Below are 19704 nucleotides of genomic sequence, written 5' to 3'. Positions count from 1 at the left end.
CCCCATGCTAGAGCGAATCATTCGCGCGTCCATCGCGCACAGATGGCTTGTGCTCGTTCTGGTCCTGGCCTTCTCAGGCCTTGGGATCTGGAACTACAGCAAGCTTCCCATCGACGCCGTTCCTGACATCACCAATGTCCAGGTGCAGATCAACACCGAAGCTCCCGGCTACTCACCGCTGGAGGCCGAGCAACGGGTCACGTTCCCCGTCGAAACAGCGTTAGCCGGGTTGGCAAAGCTGGAATACACCCGTTCCATCTCACGCTACGGCCTGTCTCAGGTCACGGTGGTGTTTGAAGATGGCACGGACATCTACTTCGCCCGTCAACAGGTCGCAGAGCGGCTTCAGCAAGCGGCATCCCAATTGCCCGAGGGACTCAAGCCCAGCCTTGGACCGGTAGCGACCGGCCTGGGCGAGATCTTCATGTACACCGTGGAAGCTGAGCCGGGTGCTGAGGAGACGTGGACGCCGATGGCGCTTCGTACGCTGCAGGACTGGGTGGTCCGACCGCAGATGCGCCACTTGAAGGGCGTAACGGAGGTCAACACCGTCGGGGGCTATGTCCGCCAGTTCCACATCACGCCGGACCCGAAGAAGCTCCAAGCCTACGGACTGACGTTGCAGGACGTGCTGGAAGCCGTGGCACGCAGCAACGCCAACGTAGGCGCCGGCTACATCGAGAAGAGCGGTGAGCAGTACCTGGTCCGCGTGCCGGGCCAGGTGGCCGACATGGCGGGCTTGCGCAAGATCGTTGTGGCCAACCGTGATGGCATGCCATTGCGCGTTGGCGATCTGGCGGACGTCGTGGAAGGCACCGAGCTTCGCACGGGTGCGGCAACCAAGGATGGCAAGGAAGTGGTCCTTGGCACGGCATTCATGCTCATCGGTGAAAACAGCAGGGACGTGGCTCAGCGAACCGCCGCCAAGCTCAAGGACATCGATGCCACCCTGCCTGACGGCGTGCGGGCGCATCCCGTCTACGACAGAACCGAACTGGTGGACCGGACCATCGAGACGGTGAAGAAGAACCTTCTCGAAGGCGCCCTGCTCGTCATCGCGGTCCTCTTCCTGCTTCTGGGCAATCTTCGTGCGGCGCTGATCACTGCGGCGGTCATTCCATTGACGATGCTGCTGACGATCACAGGCATGGTCCAGAATCGTGTCTCCGCAAATCTGATGAGCCTGGGTGCACTTGATTTTGGCTTGATCGTCGATGGGGCGGTCATCATCGTGGAGAACTGCCTGCGCCGCTTTGGCGAGCGGCAACATCTTCTGGGCCGTCTGTTGACCCGCGAAGAACGATTCTCCTTGGCGGCAAGTGCCAGTGCAGAAGTGATCAAGCCAAGCCTGTTCGGCCTTTTCATCATCGCGGCGGTCTACATCCCGATCTTTGCCCTCTCCGGCGTGGAAGGGAAGATGTTCCACCCGATGGCGCTTACCGTGGTCATCGCGCTTACCGGTGCCATGGCATTGTCCCTGACATTCGTGCCGGCCGCTGTGGCTCAGTTTGTAACGGGGAAGGTTTCGGAGAAGGAAACCAAGGCCATGCGCGGGGTCACCAAGTTGTATGGCCCGATGCTTGAGCGAGCTGTCAACGCACGCAAGGTCGTGGTGGCCTCGGCCGCAGTTCTCACAGTCCTGGCGGGCCTGCTTGCAAGCCGCCTCGGCACTGAGTTCATTCCGAACCTGGATGAGGGCGATATCGCACTGCACGCGCTCCGAATTCCCGGGACCAGCCTGACCCAGGCGATCGGAATGCAACGTCAGCTCGAAGCGGCAATCAAGCAGTTCCCGGAGGTGGACGAAGTCGTCGCCAAAATCGGTACGGCCGAGGTGGCTACCGATCCCATGCCCCCCTCCGTAGCCGACACCTTCATCATGCTCAAAGATCGGGATCAATGGCCCGATCCGCGCAAGCCGAAGGCGCAGCTTGTTGCCGAGCTCGAGAAAGTGGTTCGTGCCATTCCTGGCAACAACTACGAGTTTACGCAGCCGGTGCAGATGCGGATGAACGAGCTCATTGCAGGCGTTCGGGCTGAGGTTGCCGTCAAGCTCTACGGCGACGACCTGGGGCAGCTGGCAACCATCGGCGCTCAGGTGGAGGACGTTGCCAGTGGAATCAAGGGAGCGGCCGACGTGAAACTTGAGCAGATCACCGGTCTGCCGTTGATGACGATCACGCCCGACCTGGACGCACTTGCACGATACGGTGTAGCCATCGACGACGTGCAGAAGACCATCTCGGTGGCGCTGGGAGGTGAATCGGCCGGCCAGGTGTTCGAAGGCGATCGCCGCTTCGATATCGTGGTTCGTCTGCCGGAGAACCTGCGGCAGGACATCGGAACACTGGCGTCACTACCTGTTGCCGTCGCGCCGGGGGCCAGCACGGCCCAAGAACGTAGCTTCGTGCCCTTGGGCCAGTTGGCCAAGGTGGAGATCGCGCCCGGTCCCAACCAGATCAGCCGCGAGAATGGCAAACGCAGGGTGGTAATCACCAGCAATGTGCGCGGACGCGATCTGGGGTCCTTTGTCGAAGAATTGCGCAGCAAGGTCGGACAAGAAGTCCAGCTGCCCGAGGGCTACTGGATCGAGTACGGCGGCACATTTGAGCAGTTGATCTCGGCAAGCAAGCGCCTGTCCATCGTCGTGCCGGTGGTGCTGGTGATGATCTTCGGTTTGCTGTTCATGGCCTTCGGCTCGGGCAAGGATGCCGCCATCGTCTTCAGTGGCGTGCCGCTCGCACTGACCGGGGGCGTGGTGGCGCTGTGGCTGCGCGACATTCCCTTGTCGATTTCCGCAGGCGTGGGCTTCATCGCGCTTTCGGGCGTTGCCGTGCTCAACGGCTTGGTGATGATCAGCTTCATCAAGAACCTGCGGGAAGAAGGCATGCCCCTGCATCGCGCCGTCACCGAAGGTGCTCTTACCCGCCTTCGGCCGGTCTTGATGACGGCCTTGGTGGCGAGCCTGGGCTTCCTTCCCATGGCCCTGAACGTCGGTGCTGGCGCGGAAGTTCAGCGCCCGCTCGCAACCGTGGTGATCGGCGGAATCATCTCTTCAACGCTGCTGACACTGCTCGTGCTGCCGGCGCTCTATCGACTGATCCACCGCGAAAAACCTGATCTGGAAAGTCGCTCCCCATGAATCATCCATCTCCTTTCCGCACAAGGAACTCGTCTTTGACTTCCCCCACCAAGCCCTTTGCATGGCTTTCGATGCTTGCCGCAGTCCTCCTGCCGTTTGCGGCGTTCGCGCACGGCGTCAGCGAGGGCGACCAGGCCTTCCTTGAAGAAAGCACAGGTAGGCAACTGATCGCGTTCACCTACCTCGGCGCCAAGCACATGGTGACTGGATACGACCACCTTCTGTTCCTGTTCGGGGTGATCTTCTTCCTTTACCGCATGCGGGACGTGAGCATCTACGTCACCTTGTTCGCCATTGGTCACAGCACGACGCTGCTGCTCGGCGTGCTCGGCGGCTTTCACGTCAACGCCTATCTGGTCGACGCGATCATCGGCCTGTCGGTGGTCTACAAGGCCTTGGACAACATGGGCGCGTTCAAGCGGTGGTTCGGTGTGCAACCCAACACCAAGATTGCGGTCCTTGTCTTCGGCTTCTTCCACGGCTTCGGCCTGGCCACGAAGCTCCAGGACTTCTCGCTATCGCCGGACGGGCTGGTCGCCAACATGCTTGCGTTCAACGTGGGCGTTGAGCTCGGCCAACTGCTAGCGCTTGCCGGCATCCTGATTGTGATGGGCTTCTGGCGCCGACTGCCGTCCTTCAACCGTCAGGCCTACGGCGTGAACACCATCTTGATGATGGCCGGCTTCGTGCTCATCGGCATGCAGCTCACCGGCTACTTCGTTTCCTGATTTCTGACCGAGAACCATTATGTCGATCACCACCAATCAACCGCTCCCCACCACTGGCCGCCTGCTGAAGTCGACCCTTCTTGCCGCCGCCATTGCCGGCGCGCTTCTCATCACCGCCGTCCTGCCGGCGGAGTATGGCATTGATCCCACAGGGATCGGCCGGGCGCTGGGCTTGACTGCTTTGGCGGACGGCGGAAGCACCGCCATCGACCCGGCCACGCCGACGTCCTCGACAGCATCGGGCGCAGAGGCCACCTTGGCGGAGAAGGCCGCGGCCGCGTTCGGGGCGAACAAAGGGCAATCGCTTGATCCAGACGCGGTATCGCTCACCAACGGTGAGCTTCGCCAGGACGCGATGACGATCACGCTGGAGCCGGGCAAGGGAAAAGAGGTCAAGTCCCACATGGTTGCTGGCGCCGGAATGCTGTTCCGCTGGAAGGCAACCGGGGACGTGGCAGTCGATATGCACGGCGAGCGCCCCGACGTGAAGGGCGCATGGACCAGCTACGCCGTCGAAGGTGCGCAGCGGGAGGCACGCGGCACCTTCGTCGCGCCATTTGAGGGAACTCATGGGTGGTACTGGCAGAACCGAAGCGACAAGCCGGTGACCGTGAGCATCGAACTTATTGGCTACCAAGCCGACATCTATCAGCCGTAACACCCCGGCACTTTGCCGACCCAAACCGAGGAGAAACAACATGAAAGCTCATACCGCAGTAGTCGCCGGCCTGCTTCTCAGCATGTCCTTTTTCACCACGGCGTCCGCCCATGATCCGGCCCTTCATGCGAATCCAGCCCCCACGGCTGCCCCCAAGGCCAAGCCGACGACCTGCGAACAGCTTGCGGACCGTTCGAAGTTCAAGGTGGACCTAAATGATGCCCAGACCAAAGCGCTGAAGGAACGTTGCGAAGCGCAGGCAGCGTCGAAGAAGAAGTAAATCCAATCGCGTTTAGCGAACGACCCCGCCATGCCGGCGGGGTCGTCACCCCGACCCGAACAATGGTGGGCGTACACTCCGCCGGTCTGCCGCCTCTGTCCTGAAACCGGACAGAGGGGGCACACGGGTTGATTCCGTCAGAACGTTGATACCAGGACAATCCCATGCTCGAAGTACTGAGTCACCCGACGTTTCGCCGCCTGTTTGGTGCGCAGATAGTCGCCCTGGTCGGAACCGGCTTGGCAACTGTCGCCCTTGCCCTCCTGGCCTACGACCTGGCGGGCGCCCAGGCGGGGGCGGTGCTGGGCACCGCACTGGCCATCAAGATGGTCGTGTACGTGACCTTGGCACCCGTTTCAGGAGCGTTGGTCCCAGCACGACTGCGCAAGCGGGTGCTGATCGCACTCGACCTGGTTCGCGCAGCTGTGGCGGTCTGTCTGCCCTTCGTCACCGAGATCTGGCAGGTGTATGTCCTTATCGCTGTGCTGCAGTCTGCGTCGGCATGCTTCACGCCGCTGTTTCAATCCACCATTCCCGAAATTCTTAAAGAAGAGCGCGATTACACCCGCGCGCTCTCACTTTCCCGATTGGCATATGACCTTGAGAGCCTGCTGAGCCCGGCGCTTGCTGCCGCGCTGCTGACGATCATCAGCTTCCACGGGCTGTTCGCTGGTACGTCGGTAGGTTTCATCCTCTCGGCGGTGCTCGTCGCTTCCACCACGTTCCCCGCCCTCGCTGCAGTCACCTCCAAGGATGGTCCCTATGCGCGAGCCATCCGTGGAATGCGAATCTACCTTCGCACCCCGCGATTGCAGGGCCTGCTTGCATTGAACCTCTGTGCCGCAGCCGGCGGCGCGATGGTGTTCGTCAATACTGTGGTCATGGTCCGCACCGTTCTGGGCGGGGCTGAGGAACAGGTTGCGTGGGCGCTGGCGGCCTTCGGCGGCGGCTCCATGCTGGTAGCGCTTCTTCTTCCGAGAGTTCTGGACCGCATTTCGGACCGAACAGTGATGCTGACTGCAGGACTGTTCATGTCAGCTGTCCTGGTCACCTTCCTCGGCATTTGGTTTGCCCTGAAGGGAAATCTTGGATGGGCGGCGGTCATTCCGACGTGGACGCTGTTGGGCATGGCGTATGCCGGTCTGGTTACGCCCGGTGGACGGCTGCTGCGACGTTCGGCTGAGTCCGCCGATCTGCCATTCCTCTTCGCCGCCCAATTTTCCCTATCGCACGTTTGCTGGCTGATTGCATATCCGCTGGCCGGCTGGGTTGGTGCCCGCTACGGCCTGCATGTTGCCTTGGCCGCCTTGGGGATTCTGGCTGCACTCGGTCTGGTCGCCGCGTGGCGCAGATGGCCGGCGCACGATCCTGAGGAGATAGCGCATCAGCACGAACATCTTGCTGAGGACGACCCGCACCTCTTGGCACACCGCGACGCGGATGGCACGCACCGCCACCGGTTTGTCATCGATCAACTTCACACGCGCTGGCCAGGCTGACCAAGGCACCAGGCGGGCGGCGAGCACGGAGCCGCCTACTTGCGAGTTTGATCGCAGACGTACATGTCCATGTCGACGTCATATCGACACGCGCGCCCACATTCGTAAGAGCCTACATCCTCCGACCCAGGCACTGGAGGCTTGTCTCTGAGGGCAGCTACTGCAGCTGCCTGGCAACGTTCGAAGGTGTCGTAGTCGCCATAAACGGCGTGTCGGACTTCCTGAGTAGATGCGTCCGGCGGATAGACAAAAGCAGTCCAGCGCCCTTGGGATCCGCTGCAGGACACTGCGGCTAGGGCGACGCCGATGGCAACGGTTATGCGGCCCATCTCCATGGCCCAGATCCTAGCACCGCGGCCATCGTGGCCGTGACGTTTCGCCTATTCAGGTTTGCAAGCTGCTTTTCTGCGTACCGCAATGTCCGCTATCGGCCCAAAGCGGACATCCGCCCTACCCCCGATAAATCTTCCTAACCGCTCGGCGACCGCGCGCTCCGACATGGCGTCAATAGTCAATTTGCAACGCTCGTGAAATTTCACTCCCTACACGATGGCAAGAGATGGCTACGCTTGCGTCGTGGGAGGCTACCAGGCGCCTCTCCGGGCTCTAGGACGCTCGGCTGCGCAAACGCTTAGCCTTCAGCATAGCCATTGGACTAACGGTCGGGACCGGGACGAGAAAAGTCAGCTGTTCTTCCAAGCCCAACGCTTTAAGGGTGGAGATCAGCGTGTGGACCGTTGATCCTTGCCCGCTCTCCAGTTGCACCAATGCTCTGCGAGAGATCCCTGCTTTGTCGGCCAACGCCGCTTGCGAAACGTTGGCCAGAAGGCGGCGCGCCCTGATCCGCTTTCCTAGGGCCTCGGCAATTTCCTCAGGGGACTGGATCGGCATGTGACTCATTTGCGCGCAAATGTGCTCATTAGTGGTGACTTCTTCCGTTGTGCGCGGAAAAGCGCGCAACTCTGGCACTTCCATAACTCATCGTAATGACCTGAAATCTCCCGCAGAATAGAATTCTAGATAGAGAGATCCTACATACCTGCAGGTGTCATGCGCACAACTGGCACCAGACTGTGCTCAATTGCTGGGAAACATCATTGCCGCGGTCGGACCAACAAAGATGTTCGGCGTTGGCGTTCTGGAGCAACTGATCGTCGTCAGTCAGCGGCAGCTACGTTGCGCGAACCGCTCGGAACTGCGCCACGGCTACGGGCAGAACTTAGCAATCTCGACGACTGGATGAGAATAACAACGATGCCCGCAAACTTGTGGCTCCTGCGGTACACCTGATGGCTGTGCGCGCCACGTTCGCGCCGGGAGACGCACTACCGTGCGTACCAGTAGGCTCACACGGTAGACAGCGATCAGCCAAGAGGGCAAGGTTGCGCGCTCGCACCAACGATAGAGGCAGCATATGAAGCCGACGATCTTGGCACTTGACCTTGAGGGAACGCTCATCTCAAACGCAATCAGCCAGATTCCCAGGCCCGGACTCTACCGGTTCCTTGAGGAAATCCAAGCGCTGTTTGATCAGCTGACGATGTTTACTACAGTTCCCGAAGATCGCTTTCGCAGCATCGCCGCGTTGCTGGCTCGCGAAGGCAGTGCCCCGGCCTGGTTCGTGGAGCTGCCCTACATCAGGTGGTCGGGAAAGACGAAAGACCTACGTCTCGCCTCGCCAAATCTGGGCGAGGCACTACTACTCGATGATCACTGCCCCTATGTCCATCCCGGGCAGGAGCAACTATGGGTGCAGGCCCCGTTGTTCGGTTCTCCCTATTCATCAGACGATGATGGCCTCAACCTGGTACTCCACCGTTTGCTTGATCGCACCCGCAATGCGGACGCTGACTTGCGCCCCCTAGCCCGGAGCGGAGACGCGTAGCCATGCGCAATCCATCTTTGATTCAGCTCAGGCTCGCATGACTCGCTCCGTGCCCCCACGAGAGATCCTGGATGCCGCCGCAGCACGGCGCGAAAGTCTCGCCTCACAGTGGTTCAGTGCAGCACAGGTCAATGCCGGGCTAGACTTGAAGCTCGGCAGCGGCTGCCACAGTGCAAGCGAGTTGCGACGTCAGGGGAAGCTGCTGGGCGTGTATGTCACGCACCCCATCGGCAGCTACCGCTACCCGACCTGGCAGTTCCGCCCAGATGGCCAGCCCGTTGAGCGACTAGCCGCGATCCTAGCAGTGTTGCGGGACTTTGGTCCTTTCCAGCGTGAGCCGGATGGTCTGCGTCGCAGTACCGGTTGGGGCGAGGCCGAGTGGTTCTTGTCGCCGCACGCGTTGCTTTGGGGCGCGGCACCGGCCGCGATGCTGAGTGTAGACCCAGCCCGCGTGTTGTATGCAGTGCACTGCGAGTTCGAAGAGGATGTCTGAGAGGGGCCTTACCGAGATGACTCAACGCTAGCGTCTGCCCGACATCCTTCAATGAAACTGAGTCTGGCAGTGCGGAACTAGTTGAGAGCGAATACGCGGAAGCCTACAGTCTGGCGGCTTGCAGGCCTCCAGCAATCCATGGCTATGCTCACTTGGTAACGATGCAGCATCCGCCAACCGCCGAGACAGAGGCTCAGCCAAGTTTGTGCGACGCGTACATCGAGGACAATCGTAGGGTGAATGTCGAAGCTTCCCCTTAGTTGAATCCAGGTCCATTGCAAGAACAGCGACTCTTATTCATCCCCCGTGATCTCATACGACGGAGACTGATGGGTCCAGGTCTGCATAAACCTGGTCAACCTCATCGACTTGTTACGCAGCCCAAGGTGAATGGCACCCCCTTGTCTAGGTGATGGCGTCCTGCCCGTCCAAGTAAGATCGCACATCCCTAAGTTCGCTCAAGCCTCCGCGGCAAAGAAACTCCAGTACGGTGTTCCCAGCAAACATGGGTGCCATGTTCGGCCGCCTTATCCAGCCATCCGCCTGAATGGAGTCCGGCAGAAGGATATGAAGAGCTTTGTAGATGCCAAGTAGATAGCTAATCCGTATCAATACGTCGTCATCGATATGCTCGTAAGCGCCTCGCACCCATGCCTCGTAAGAAGCATCAGGGGGACTTCCAAGCAACGTTCTCTGCTGGAGTCCCGACAGATCCCACCTCGCAGCGAGTTTGAAGAAGGCTCTTAATGCCGAGCCTGAAAGCTCTTCGCGACTGAGCTGATCTGTAGGGATGCTCATCATGTGCTCATCTTCCAATCGACTTCTATTAGAAGCACATCGTGGCGTGCCACAACCCCACGCCTACAAATGCGCCGTCATCTCATTCAACGGCCAGCAGCATGCCCATCCTATCGCAATCCACGAACTGCATCTCGTGCTGAGTTTTCTGACATGGCAACCGCTGTAGCGGTATGCACATCAGATTATCTGATACGTAATCAGATAATCTGTGCACCACAAATATGAGAATGTGCTATCTGTTTGCAATATGAAGGAGAGTGAGTGATGCTCGCCTACATGGTGCCCTTGTCGATACAAACGCTCGCACTTCGCGCAACGACTCCTGACCAGCTCGCCGAGCAGGTGGCGGAGGAGTACGGGCTTTATGTCCGGCTCTCAGAAGTCTGGATGCTGCTTGGCTACAACAGCATCGGCGCGGCCAGGCGCGCGGCATATGACAACCGACTGGGTATAGCGACCTCAACCATCCCTGGGAGGAAGGGCCGCATGATCCGCTCCAGAGATCTCGCGCAATGGCTGTTCACCGCAGCACGCGGCGCGGAGACCGTCAGCAATCGGCAGGCCACTCAATGATCCCGATCTTCCCATGGAGGATCTCCAAGTGAGCTAAGAACACTCTCTGGGGCAGAAAAGACAAACCCCGGCTGGCAGGCCGGGGTCTGTTTGAGGCGCAGCGATGAGTACCGCTATGCCGAATCTACCCCCTTACCCCGATAAGAATCAACCCCTAGGCATTCCGGGAGGGAGGCGGCTGCCCGCTTCCCAGTAGATAGGCAGGGATCCATGAATCAAGAAGAACTGGCCCAGCGTCTGCGGGAGCAGGAGGGCCTAACTGTCGAACAGCGACAGCACATCCTTGAGATGGCTAGCTCGAGTCCAGCGCGGAAGCCAGGAAAGGGCGCGCTGAACAACGTTGTGACCCACTTCAATTCAGTGAAATGTGGCCAGCTGATCACGCTGGAGAGTCATACCGTTGAACATCTGTTCGCGCTGACTCTGGAGCTGGATCCGGATGTGCTTGGCTACTTCCCGCAGGTCGCCTGTAAGGGAGTGAGACTTGGCAATCATGTAAGGAGCGGCACCTTGGATTTTCTGGTCGTCCGCACCCGTGGCGTTGAGCTGGTCGAATGCAAGGCCGGCTCCGCTCGTGACAGCTTGCTTACGGCAAAGTCCGGTGAATGGATCGATGTCGATGGAAATCTTCAGAACCTTGCCTATGGTCCTTGGGCAAGGCAGCGCGGCATGGAGCACGTCCTGTGGCTCAGTCCCTCCCGCGTCGACACGCCACTCCGGAACCTGCAGGTCATCTATAACGAGGTGCGCATGGTACCTGCCAATGAGGCTCAAGTCTTGGGCAGGCGCATCCATGCGCATCTCGCCGACGGCCCCAAGAGCCTCGATTGGATGATCGAGACTATCGAGGGATTCAACGTGAGCCAAGCGGCGCTTCTGCTTGGAACCCGCTGGGCCTTCGGTCCAGTTGAGCATGTTCCGCTTACGGACACGAGCAACTTCTTTTTGACCTTGAGTCAGGCTCAGGCTATTGAGATAGGAGGCAACTTCTTTGAGGTTGCCAGGCAATCTCGCAATCAACTGAACTCGGCGTTCGCAACGGCGACGCTAGTCGACGCCACCAACGCCGAAAAGCGGCTCGCATTGATTCAATCCGCGCATGCGAAGGGTACAGCCGTCCCCAAACACCTGCGTGGGGTAGCGCGGAATGTGGCCGAGGCGCGAAGCAGAGGTGACAACGAACTCGAGCAGTGCCTTACCAGGTTTCATGCAAGCGGCAACCGAATGAGCCGGCTTACCCCCGTTCAAGAGAAGAGGACGGCTGAGGCAATTCGCGCATACGCCGCAGGCAAGTATTCACAGAAGAAGGACGCATACGCTGCGCTCAAGGAGGCCTGTGAATCTGACGGCGAGTCGCCACAGAGCCGCCAGGCCTTCGAACGCAAGCTCGCTGATCCGCGCCTGGAGCTGCGTAAGGTCCTTGCAACGCAGGGAATGCGTGGCTACCAAAAGCAACGGCCGCGCTCGGACGCGCGCGACCGGTCGGGTACAGCCTTAGCCAAACATGCAGTCCTGCACGTCGACAGTACCAAAGTTGACGTCAGGGTGGTGCGCGACGATGGAATGAGTGCAAGCGCAGAGTCCCCTCTGATTTATCTAGGAACAGATGAGGCGACTGATTTGCCGATGGCGCATTCCGTTGTCTTCGGGCCAGCACGGCGCGATGGTTTGGCCATCCTGATACGGAACTACGTCCGCAGACATGGACGACTCTTCAACAGCATCTTTGTCGATCGGGGAACGGAGAATCAGTCGCACTTTCTCATAGCTCTGGCTTTGCGATATCAATTCTCAATCCATATCTGCCCAACGGCAGGTTCGAGGTTCAACTCGAACGTAGAGCGATACTTTGAAAGGTTCAATTCCCAAGTCAGCCATGAGCTTGTCGGCAGCACCGATCCCGACAAGGCGGGTCGGGGCGTGGACGGGAAGTTCAAGAGCTACAAAACTGCCAGGCACTGCTTTGAAACCGTTCATACGGTGGCCAAGGAAACGCTTTATGAGCACTTCCCGAGCGTTCCTGTACAAGGCTTCGCAAGTCCGGCCGAACGTGCAGCCCACGCAGATCTTCTCTTTCCTAGTGCCGGCCTGCACGCAGTGGTTGATGAAGAATTCCTCTTCAGAACCGCGATCCCGCACAGCAATAACAAGTATGTACCCGGACGAGGGTTCGAGGTGAATGGTCGGTACTTTCACTCCAGTGAACTGAGGGAGCTCGACACGTCATTCGATGTTGAGCAGCTTCGAACAGACCCGGAGGACCCGAGCTTCATTTGGGTTAGGACGAATCGTGGACTGTTCAAGGCGTTCTGCAACTTGATCGGGCCTCTAGCTAATTCCACCCTGATTGAGCGGTCGTTCAGGGGTATGTATGACCAGCTCTACGCGCCATCGCTCCGCGAAGCAAAGCAGACCGCGAGGCACGCTCAGGCGATGCGTACGGCAGCCGCGAACGCGAAGCCCATCACCGCGGCTCATCCCAAACCGGGTGAGGCGGACTCGGGTAGCCTCGATTCGCCATCAGATGATGCTCTTGACGAACTGGATCTGCGCGGGATCAAGAAACGCGCGGTGGATGACTTTGACTCCATTGAAGCGCCGTAGCTTGTTCCATTGAAGGCAAGACCAAGCCAATCATTCAAATTCATAGGAAGCGACAGTGGTCAGCAACTCTGGAATCCCTTTTGTGAACCATAGCCGCATGAAGACGGCCTATTCCGAGCTCCTGAACGCCATCCAAAGTGCGCGCTCAGGTACGTTCGTTTGGGCGCTAGCACCTTCTGGATCGGGTAAGAGCGAAATCCGGCAAGCTATTCTTCCTGCACTGGCCGGGAAACAGAGTTGCTGGCCAGCCGGTACCCTACCTTTGATATCGGTGCGAGCAATGGCCAATGATCGGGGAAAGTTCAACTCCAAGGACCTTACGCTTCGCCTGCATCATGCCGTGGTGGCGCCGGATTTCGGCTGGCTCGAGTCCAAGGATCGGTCAATCAGCACTGATGCGCACCATCTCCAGGCCGAGGTGGAGGTGAATAGTGAATTGTGGAGGAAGGTAAGGGCAACGCATTCGCAACCGAGACTGCAGCACAGCTTCGAAGCGGTGGCGAAGCAGCGTCAGCTGAAGTACATCTTCCTTGAAGAGGCGGCTACTTTGACCATGGTGCATCTTCATCAATCCAGCTATGGCTATATGTCGAACCTGGTGAGACTGATAGAGGAGATCGGTTGCGTCATGGTGATGCTGGCTAACCACACGGCAGAGAGCCTGTGGGCGGGACATCCCGACGTCTGGAATCGATCTCGGTTCGTTTATATCCGTCCGTACAACTTGAGCAATCCCCAGGACGAGCGCGACTTCGTTGCAGTTCTCAAGGGTATGGGTCAGAGCTTCCGTCTGGAGGATCCTAAGGTTCTCGTTAAGAACGTCGATCTGATGTATGCCAATGGTGCCGGCGTGTTTGGACCCACTATCGATGTTGTACATCGCGCTGAGCTTCGCCGAAAGAATGAGGGCGCAAGCACCATTACGGAAGCGCATCTGCACGCAAGCTCCTCCAGTGAAAGGGACCTGGGAACGGTGTGGAGCAGTGTGCACGCATTCAACAAGCTTGCTGATCAGAAGCCTTTGAACGGCGCGAAGAGAATCGCTGACTTCCTCAAACGAGTCGGTACTGGCGGTCCAGAGTCATGACGAGCATGACAAACACGGGGTACCGGTGGACCACTCTTCCGCCACTTGCGCCCATCGATGGAGGCACTGCCCAGACTGAATCCCTTGGGGGATACTTCCAGAGGATGTGCGAGATTACCGGGTTCACCAAGACACATCTCGCAGGAGTGCTTGACAAGATTGCAGGTCAGCCAGTCAATGGTCTGCTACAGCGGAACAGCTTCGTGGGACCAGGACAGGTGAGCCTGAACCGCGCGCGCGCGCTAGAGCAGTTGACCAATCAACGGCTGGTGGGCTGCACCCTCTCGCCTTTCATCAAGGTTCTGCAGATGAGGGATGGTGGCCTTACCCGTATAAATCGCCGCTGGTGTCCTGAATGCCTACTCGAGGCAGGCGAGAGTAATGGTCTAAGCGAAAGGCTGATCTGGAATTTCCTTCACTACTCACATTGCTCGTTGCACTCAGCCAGAATCGTTGATCGTTGCCCAGATTGCGGGAACATCCAGCAGTTGCGAAGGGTCAAGGCGGCCTTATGCGCCTGCTGCGGTGGCAGACTAGCGCGCGCAGCCACCCACGAGAGGCCCAGCGCGCTTCAATCGTGGGCTAACGCCTCAATCGAGGACGTTGTGGGCTGGACGGCGACCAACCCCGATGTGGTCATTCCTCCAGAGAACTATCAGCGCTTCTTTGAAGGGCTTCGCCAAGATGGGACATTGGACAGGCTGAAGCTAGTTCACAACAGATTCTGGAGGGACGCAATCCGCTTCAGGCGATCTACTACCACGTTCAGAACACTCCTCAACTTATCTGCGATAAAATCTGTAGACATCATCGGAATTCTGACCAATCCAGTTCCGGCCTCATCGACGTCGCTGTTTCCAAACCATGAAGTGGACGGTGAGATCGCCTTTGATCTTGAGGACTGGGGAGCGCACGCAAGAAAGTTCGAAGTCGTGCTCCAAGCGCTTTGCAAGTTTAATACGCGCGTGTTTCCGAGTCAGGAGTTCCTCGGCGTACTGTTGGTTTCGAGGTCAAATAGTTCTATCCACCGTGCACCCTCGTTCCGGGTCTACAGGGATCTCCAGATGCGGCCTGGGCAGGATCTCTTGGCGGGTCGGGGAGTGACAAAAGCGATCATGGACCTCTCCATGACCCGCCTCGCAGCCGGCGCACGAGAGCGGGGCGTCGCCAGCGAACTCGTGAAGAGATTCGCTATTACGGCAGAGGCAGCTCGAGAATGCGCTCGGACGGCGATGATTATTACCAAGGCCATGCGCTCTCGAGCCTTCTCGGTTGCTGGTGATCCCGTCGCGTCCTCCGGAAGGAAGACGCCCCATTCCCATAGGGGCTAGAAAGGGAACAGTGGCCGCCAGGCTTGTTCCCTTGGCGCTCGCTTGGCCACCTACTCGGACGGGCGTATTCAGCGATCTGCCGGACGCTTCGATTGAGTCCAGGGGTGTTCCGATTCGTGCTCAGACCTCTCCGCCTAGGCCATAGCTTATGGCTAGTACGTGTCTACAAAAGGTTGGACGATTCAGATCAGCGAACGCGAGGTGGCACGCCAACTGCTAAATAGACTTCCTATGACCGAGGATGTTGCCAGGGAATGCGCCCGGACGGCAGTGGTCCTTGTAAGGGCGATGAGCTCTCGAGCCTTCTCAGTTGCTGGCGATCCCGTCGCGTGCGAGGGAACGAGGTCGCGACCATCCCGGAAAAGGTGATGAGTGCGCAGTCACTGCCCGGCCTACATCCCCCGGGTAGTCTGCGCCCGGTAACAGGCGATCAATCCACGCCTGCGGTGTGCTGCCTGCCGTGAGCCGGTACCTCGGCGACTGCTCTGTGCACCGACGGTCGCCATAGCGTCCGCCGGGCGCATTGGAGTCCCCGGCGTTCCTTGGCCATTCGGCGACCTCGGCGGCGGTCTTCACATTTCGAATATTGCCGATACCTGTTCCAAGCGCGATGTAGCCATCGTCAGCGTTTCCCTCCAGCATGCCGATCCGCAGTCCAGCCAAGGTCCCGGGCAACCTAAAGCGATGCGCGAATGAGGGCGAGGGGACCGTCCAATACCCATGAATTGAGTAGAATCGGTGCAGGTAGATAGGTGCTGTCAGCCGGCCGTCATCGTGCTGCAGCTATGGACAGGAGGGCGGCTACACCGCCATGAGCACAAGGAGACCTTAGGGTGTATTTGGCCGAGCTGACTATCTCGAACTTCCGCAAGATCAACAACGCAGTCCTGCACTTCCAAAGCGGACTGAACGTCCTGGTTGGTGCAAATAACGCGGGTAAGACTGCCATTGTCGATGCGTTGAGGTCGCTCCTTGCCGGGCACGACGAACCTTACCCGCGGCTGGACTCGGAGGATATTCATCGGCCGAAGACGGGATCGCCTAGCGGCAGCATCGTGTTCAAGTACATATTTCGAGGCTTGAGCCCCGATGATGAAGCTGACTTCATGACTGCCCTGAAGCCTGCTAAGGATGGGCAGATGGAGGCGCATATCACCATCAGCTTCTCCGAGGCGGACAAGACGGGGCGACTTAGAGCAAAGCGCTGGTGCGGAGACCATGATGATGTCGGCCTGACAGCGGACATGATGGAAAACCTTCGTGGGGTCTATCTACAGCCCCTACGTGATGCATCTCATGCCCTAAGACCCGGCCGCACAAGCCAGCTGTCCCGATTGTTTCAGCTGCTCGTTGATGACGATGGCAAGATCGAGATCAATAAGGCACTTAAGCTCCTGGATGATGAGCTCAAGACGAAAGCGCCCATTGTGAGTACCCATAAGGCCATAACCACCCGCCACTCCGAGATGCTGGGGCCACAGCTATCTCAGCTGCTCGGGCTCGGGGTTAGCGTCAGCGATTTCCAACGTCTGGCTTCGCGTCTCTCCCTTACCGTGGACCTGTTCGAGCTTGAGCAGAACGGGCTCGGATTCAACAATCTTATCTTCATGGCGGTCGTTCTCAGCGAGCTGACCAAGAACCCAGAAGCCAGCTATCGAGGCCTGATCATTGAGGAGCCCGAGGCACATCTGCATCCCCAATTGCAGGCTGTTCTGCTGGGCTACTTTGAAAAGATCAAGGCAGTGGACAAGGAGAAGCCTGTCCAGCTGTTCGTTACCAGCCACTCCCCCAACTTTGCCAGCATCGCCAACCTCGACAGTTTGACTTGCCTGGTCGACACCGGAATCAAGGTGGAGACGTTCTTTCCCCGAGACATCAAGTTTGCTGTCGGAAAGCGTGAGAAGCTTGAGCGCTATTTGGACGTAACCCGGGCTGAGCTCTTCTTTGCACGCCGGGCCATCCTAGTTGAGGGTGCTGCGGAGTTGGTGCTTGTCAGTGTGCTCGCGGAGAGGTGCGGCCACGATCTACGCAAGCATGGTGTCAGCCTCATTAGCGTTGAAGGACTCAACTTCGACTCATTCATTCCACTGTTCGGCGAGAAAGCTCTGAAGATTCCTGTCTCCGTGCTTACGGATGCAGACCCAACGGGTCCGAGTGAAGAGGATGAAGAGCAAGAGGAAGAGGAAAAGGAAGAGGGCGATGGCAGCGCAGAAGCGGACGACCATGCGCCGGAAGATGTGACCTCCAGTGGAAAGAAGAAGGCTGCTCCTGTCTACCCTTCGATTGGCGACAAGGTGCAGGTGTCCGCCAATACCTTGAGTATGCTCAAGTTCGAGGATTCATATCTCAAGATCTTCCATGGGCTGAAGACGCTTGAGTATGACTTGGCCTTGTACGCCAGCAATCGCAAGATCATGCTTGCGGCGCTTAAGGAGCTACACCCGAAGATCTCTGCGAACCTGGAGAAGAAGGTGGACGCCGCTACGGGAGATGCAGAGAAGGCTCGCGCACTGTTCAGCGGAATGTTCGAGAGGAAGAACGGAAACGTCCAGAAGGGGCGCTTTGCACAAGCTTTGGCGTACCTGATCGCTAAGGCGAAAGAGGAAGACTTCACTGTTCCGGAGTACATCAAGTCTGCAGTCGAACACGCTTGCCAGCCTGGCCCGAAGAAGGCTGAGGGCGAATGAGCACGGATACCCCTTCAGTAGAACAGCGTCAGATCATCTCGGCTCCATTGCAACCCATGTCGGTCATCGCTTGCGCGGGAAGTGGGAAGACCTTCACGGCAGTACGCAGGCTGGCCCACATACGTCAATGCCTCGGTGATCACCGGGGCCGGGTTGCGCTCCTGTCCTTCTCGAACATCGCCGTGGAGACCTTCAGGCGCGAGTACCAGGCACTCGCAATGGGATCGCTCAAGATCCCTTCCCACCAGCGTGTTGAGATCGACACATTGGACGGGTTCATTGCGACAAACATTCTGCGACCCCACGCCCATCGGACGATGGGGTGTACCACGACCCCGTTCTTGCTATCAGGGAGCGAGTCATTCCTGCTAGGAAAGGACTATTGCTTCTGGGTGGAGTCGCCGAGAACCAAAAACTACCCAGTGCCACCAGGGCATATCCATCGCGTTGTCATTGGCCCTTCTGGGGCTGGAACGGACTTCTTTTACCAGAACTCCGGCATGCTGACGAAGATCAATAATGGTCCGAAGGCTGCCGCGGCCTTGGGAAAACTAGGGGCCTACACGCACGAGCTGGCACGCTATTGGGTCGACCTTACCCTCCGCAGCCAACCCGAGATCTTGCGAGTCCTCGCGCGTCGCTATCCCCACATCCTGATTGATGAAGCCCAGGATATCGGCATCCTGCACCAGGTGATCATTGAGAGGCTCAGCCAAGCAGGCTCTCAGATTTCCCTTATTGGCGATCCCAATCAAGGCATCTACGAGTTCATGGGCGCGACCGGCTCGTTCCTGTCAAGCTACCACAGCAAACCCGGTGTTTCTGCAGCCGCCCTGACCCGCAACTATCGGTCCGTACCGGCCGTGCTCGATCTTGCCAACGCAATCTCAGCGCGTACAGACGATCCGGATAGGACCGCGCCGTCTACGCTCCATGGGGCCTACTTCGTTCCGTACACGACCGCCGATACGAAGAAGGTTTTGGCTGCCTTCCAGGCAACACTGGTCTCCGCCGGGTTGGACCCTGGACGCTCGGCCGTGCTCTGCCGTGCACGCAAGTGGGCCGACGAGCTGGCTGGGCATGAGGGTGCGCCTGGCGTGGGAACGACTAAGATGCTTGCCCAGGCAGCCATGGTGCGCGATATCCACTCTGACTACTCAACAGCATTCAGACTCGTGGCAACTGCCATCATGGGTTTGACCGACAACGCGCCCAAGGGCATCGTTGCTCGCCTGACTCAGGCAGCCAGGTACCCAGAGGAACGAGCGCTTCGTCGTGTCATTTGGGCTTTCACGCGAGATCCGGTCTCGGGCCTGCCCAGCGCAGCGCTGCGCGCTGTTAGCGATTGGCAGCCGGCACTGTTGAAACGTTTAAGGGACCTGATGACCAATCTGAGCATGGCCCACGGACTCAATCACACCTCCTCCACGCTCGGTGCTCGGCTCTCGAAGAGAAGTTTGCCCAACTCGCCGCTAATGACCCCGCCGGACCTAGGTGCCGATCAGCCCCTGCGGGTAAAAATCAATACCGTGCACCAGGTCAAGGGCGAAAGTCTGGATGCCGTCCTCTACATGGCAACGAAGCCGCATGTGTCTGCGCTTCTAGACGGGGGTTGCACTGAGGACGGGCGAATTGGATATGTGGCTGTGACCCGGGCAAGGGATCTGCTGTGGCTGGCTGTTCCGGCGACAGCTTTGAAGAGCCTTCGTGCCGATCTTCAAGCGAAGGGCTTCAAGGACGCAACTGCTACGGTTTCGGCCCCTCCTGCCGGGCATGGCATCGGTGCCCCCTTGAGTGGGAAGACCGGATAAAAGCTCAGCCCGGCACCAGCAACTCAACGCCAGAAGACGAAGCTGAACGGGGGTAAGCAAAGGTCTTCTCCTAGATCGGACCTGAACGCGCATTCCTTGATGGAGTTGGTTCTGCTCGGTCTGAG

The 19704-nt window shown here is 58.8% G+C and carries 15 protein-coding genes; 13 read left to right on the top strand and 2 right to left on the bottom strand.

The window, feature by feature from the left end; translation table 11 throughout:
* Nucleotides 1-4 precede the first annotated feature (4 nt).
* From ACZK3J_RS00750 to ACZK3J_RS00730, 5 genes are all read left to right on the top strand, one after another.
* Nucleotides 5-3142, top strand: a complete 3138-nt coding sequence (locus tag ACZK3J_RS00750) for an efflux RND transporter permease subunit (RefSeq protein ID WP_017355545.1) — start codon at nucleotides 5-7, stop codon at nucleotides 3140-3142.
* On the top strand, nucleotides 3139-3870 hold the full coding sequence (locus ACZK3J_RS00745) for a HupE/UreJ family protein (protein WP_026070689.1): 732 nt from the start codon (nucleotides 3139-3141) through the stop codon (nucleotides 3868-3870). The genes ACZK3J_RS00750 and ACZK3J_RS00745 overlap by 4 nt, the downstream gene beginning before the upstream one ends.
* Nucleotides 3871-3889: 19 nt before the next feature.
* A complete protein-coding gene (locus ACZK3J_RS00740; RefSeq protein ID WP_017355543.1) occupies nucleotides 3890-4528 on the top strand; it encodes a hypothetical protein in 639 nt (212 codons plus the stop codon).
* Nucleotides 4529-4568: 40 nt separating this feature from the next.
* Nucleotides 4569-4808, top strand: a complete 240-nt coding sequence (locus tag ACZK3J_RS00735; protein WP_026070688.1) for a hypothetical protein — start codon at nucleotides 4569-4571, stop codon at nucleotides 4806-4808.
* Nucleotides 4809-4972: 164 nt separating this feature from the next.
* On the top strand, nucleotides 4973-6307 hold the full coding sequence (locus ACZK3J_RS00730; RefSeq protein WP_017355541.1) for an MFS transporter: 1335 nt from the start codon (nucleotides 4973-4975) through the stop codon (nucleotides 6305-6307).
* Nucleotides 6308-6913: 606 nt separating this feature from the next.
* On the opposite strand, the gene ACZK3J_RS00725 is transcribed toward ACZK3J_RS00730, so the two are convergent.
* Nucleotides 6914-7198, bottom strand: a complete 285-nt coding sequence (locus ACZK3J_RS00725; protein WP_100442932.1) for a helix-turn-helix domain-containing protein — start codon at nucleotides 7196-7198, stop codon at nucleotides 6914-6916.
* Between the two features lie 523 nt (nucleotides 7199-7721).
* On the opposite strand from ACZK3J_RS00725, the gene ACZK3J_RS00720 reads away from it, so the two are divergent.
* Nucleotides 7722-8192: an NIF family HAD-type phosphatase gene (locus ACZK3J_RS00720; protein ID WP_017355539.1), complete on the top strand. Its 471-nt coding sequence runs from the start codon at nucleotides 7722-7724 to the stop codon at nucleotides 8190-8192.
* 37 nt (nucleotides 8193-8229) lie between these two features.
* Nucleotides 8230-8685, top strand: a complete 456-nt coding sequence (locus ACZK3J_RS00715) for a hypothetical protein (RefSeq protein ID WP_017355538.1) — start codon at nucleotides 8230-8232, stop codon at nucleotides 8683-8685.
* Between the two features lie 405 nt (nucleotides 8686-9090).
* Here ACZK3J_RS00715 and ACZK3J_RS00710 read toward each other — a convergent pair whose 3' ends face one another.
* Nucleotides 9091-9486 carry a hypothetical protein gene (locus tag ACZK3J_RS00710; RefSeq protein ID WP_017355537.1) on the bottom strand — a complete coding sequence of 132 codons (396 nt, stop codon included), beginning with the start codon at nucleotides 9484-9486 and terminating at the stop codon, nucleotides 9091-9093.
* Between the two features lie 264 nt (nucleotides 9487-9750).
* Between ACZK3J_RS00710 and ACZK3J_RS00705 the strand changes: the two genes are divergently transcribed.
* The 6 genes from ACZK3J_RS00705 (at nucleotide 9751) to ACZK3J_RS00680 (ending at nucleotide 19579) form a co-directional block, all read left to right on the top strand.
* Nucleotides 9751-10059 carry a hypothetical protein gene (locus ACZK3J_RS00705; RefSeq protein ID WP_017355536.1) on the top strand — a complete coding sequence of 103 codons (309 nt, stop codon included), beginning with the start codon at nucleotides 9751-9753 and terminating at the stop codon, nucleotides 10057-10059.
* A gap of 210 nt (nucleotides 10060-10269) precedes the next feature.
* Nucleotides 10270-12663: a transposase gene (locus ACZK3J_RS00700; RefSeq protein WP_180837885.1), complete on the top strand. Its 2394-nt coding sequence runs from the start codon at nucleotides 10270-10272 to the stop codon at nucleotides 12661-12663.
* Between the two features lie 97 nt (nucleotides 12664-12760).
* A complete protein-coding gene (locus tag ACZK3J_RS00695) occupies nucleotides 12761-13750 on the top strand; it encodes a transposition helper protein (RefSeq protein ID WP_238378118.1) in 990 nt (329 codons plus the stop codon).
* A complete protein-coding gene (locus ACZK3J_RS00690; protein ID WP_082316366.1) occupies nucleotides 13747-15081 on the top strand; it encodes a TniQ family protein in 1335 nt (444 codons plus the stop codon). The genes ACZK3J_RS00695 and ACZK3J_RS00690 overlap by 4 nt, the downstream gene beginning before the upstream one ends.
* Before the next feature lie 833 nt (nucleotides 15082-15914).
* Nucleotides 15915-17768, top strand: a complete 1854-nt coding sequence (locus ACZK3J_RS00685; RefSeq protein ID WP_100442899.1) for an ATP-dependent nuclease — start codon at nucleotides 15915-15917, stop codon at nucleotides 17766-17768.
* A complete protein-coding gene (locus tag ACZK3J_RS00680; RefSeq protein ID WP_168759576.1) occupies nucleotides 17765-19579 on the top strand; it encodes a UvrD-helicase domain-containing protein in 1815 nt (604 codons plus the stop codon). The genes ACZK3J_RS00685 and ACZK3J_RS00680 overlap by 4 nt, the downstream gene beginning before the upstream one ends.
* Nucleotides 19580-19704: the final 125 nt, after the last annotated feature.

The sequence above is a fragment of the Stenotrophomonas sp. 86428_Sma genome (assembly GCF_056481585.1).
Note: the sequence above shows the minus strand (reverse complement) of the source record. Positions and strands in the feature narration are given on the sequence as shown.

Bases quoted from the DNA above. Each gene is read 5' to 3' on its own strand.
- ACZK3J_RS00750 (WP_017355545.1), top strand. From the start codon at position 5: ATGCTAGAGCGAATCATTCGCGCGTCCATCGCGCACAGATGGCTTGTG.
- ACZK3J_RS00745 (WP_026070689.1), top strand. From the start codon at position 3,139: ATGAATCATCCATCTCCTTTCCGCACAAGGAACTCGTCTTTGACTTCC.
- ACZK3J_RS00740 (WP_017355543.1), top strand. From the start codon at position 3,890: ATGTCGATCACCACCAATCAACCGCTCCCCACCACTGGCCGCCTGCTG.
- ACZK3J_RS00735 (WP_026070688.1), top strand. From the start codon at position 4,569: ATGAAAGCTCATACCGCAGTAGTCGCCGGCCTGCTTCTCAGCATGTCC.
- ACZK3J_RS00730 (WP_017355541.1), top strand. From the start codon at position 4,973: ATGCTCGAAGTACTGAGTCACCCGACGTTTCGCCGCCTGTTTGGTGCG.
- ACZK3J_RS00725 (WP_100442932.1), bottom strand. From the start codon at position 7,198: ATGCCGATCCAGTCCCCTGAGGAAATTGCCGAGGCCCTAGGAAAGCGG.
- ACZK3J_RS00720 (WP_017355539.1), top strand. From the start codon at position 7,722: ATGAAGCCGACGATCTTGGCACTTGACCTTGAGGGAACGCTCATCTCA.
- ACZK3J_RS00715 (WP_017355538.1), top strand. From the start codon at position 8,230: ATGACTCGCTCCGTGCCCCCACGAGAGATCCTGGATGCCGCCGCAGCA.
- ACZK3J_RS00710 (WP_017355537.1), bottom strand. From the start codon at position 9,486: ATGATGAGCATCCCTACAGATCAGCTCAGTCGCGAAGAGCTTTCAGGC.
- ACZK3J_RS00705 (WP_017355536.1), top strand. From the start codon at position 9,751: ATGCTCGCCTACATGGTGCCCTTGTCGATACAAACGCTCGCACTTCGC.
- ACZK3J_RS00700 (WP_180837885.1), top strand. From the start codon at position 10,270: ATGAATCAAGAAGAACTGGCCCAGCGTCTGCGGGAGCAGGAGGGCCTA.
- ACZK3J_RS00695 (WP_238378118.1), top strand. From the start codon at position 12,761: ATGAAGACGGCCTATTCCGAGCTCCTGAACGCCATCCAAAGTGCGCGC.
- ACZK3J_RS00690 (WP_082316366.1), top strand. From the start codon at position 13,747: ATGACGAGCATGACAAACACGGGGTACCGGTGGACCACTCTTCCGCCA.
- ACZK3J_RS00680 (WP_168759576.1), top strand. From the start codon at position 17,765: ATGAGCACGGATACCCCTTCAGTAGAACAGCGTCAGATCATCTCGGCT.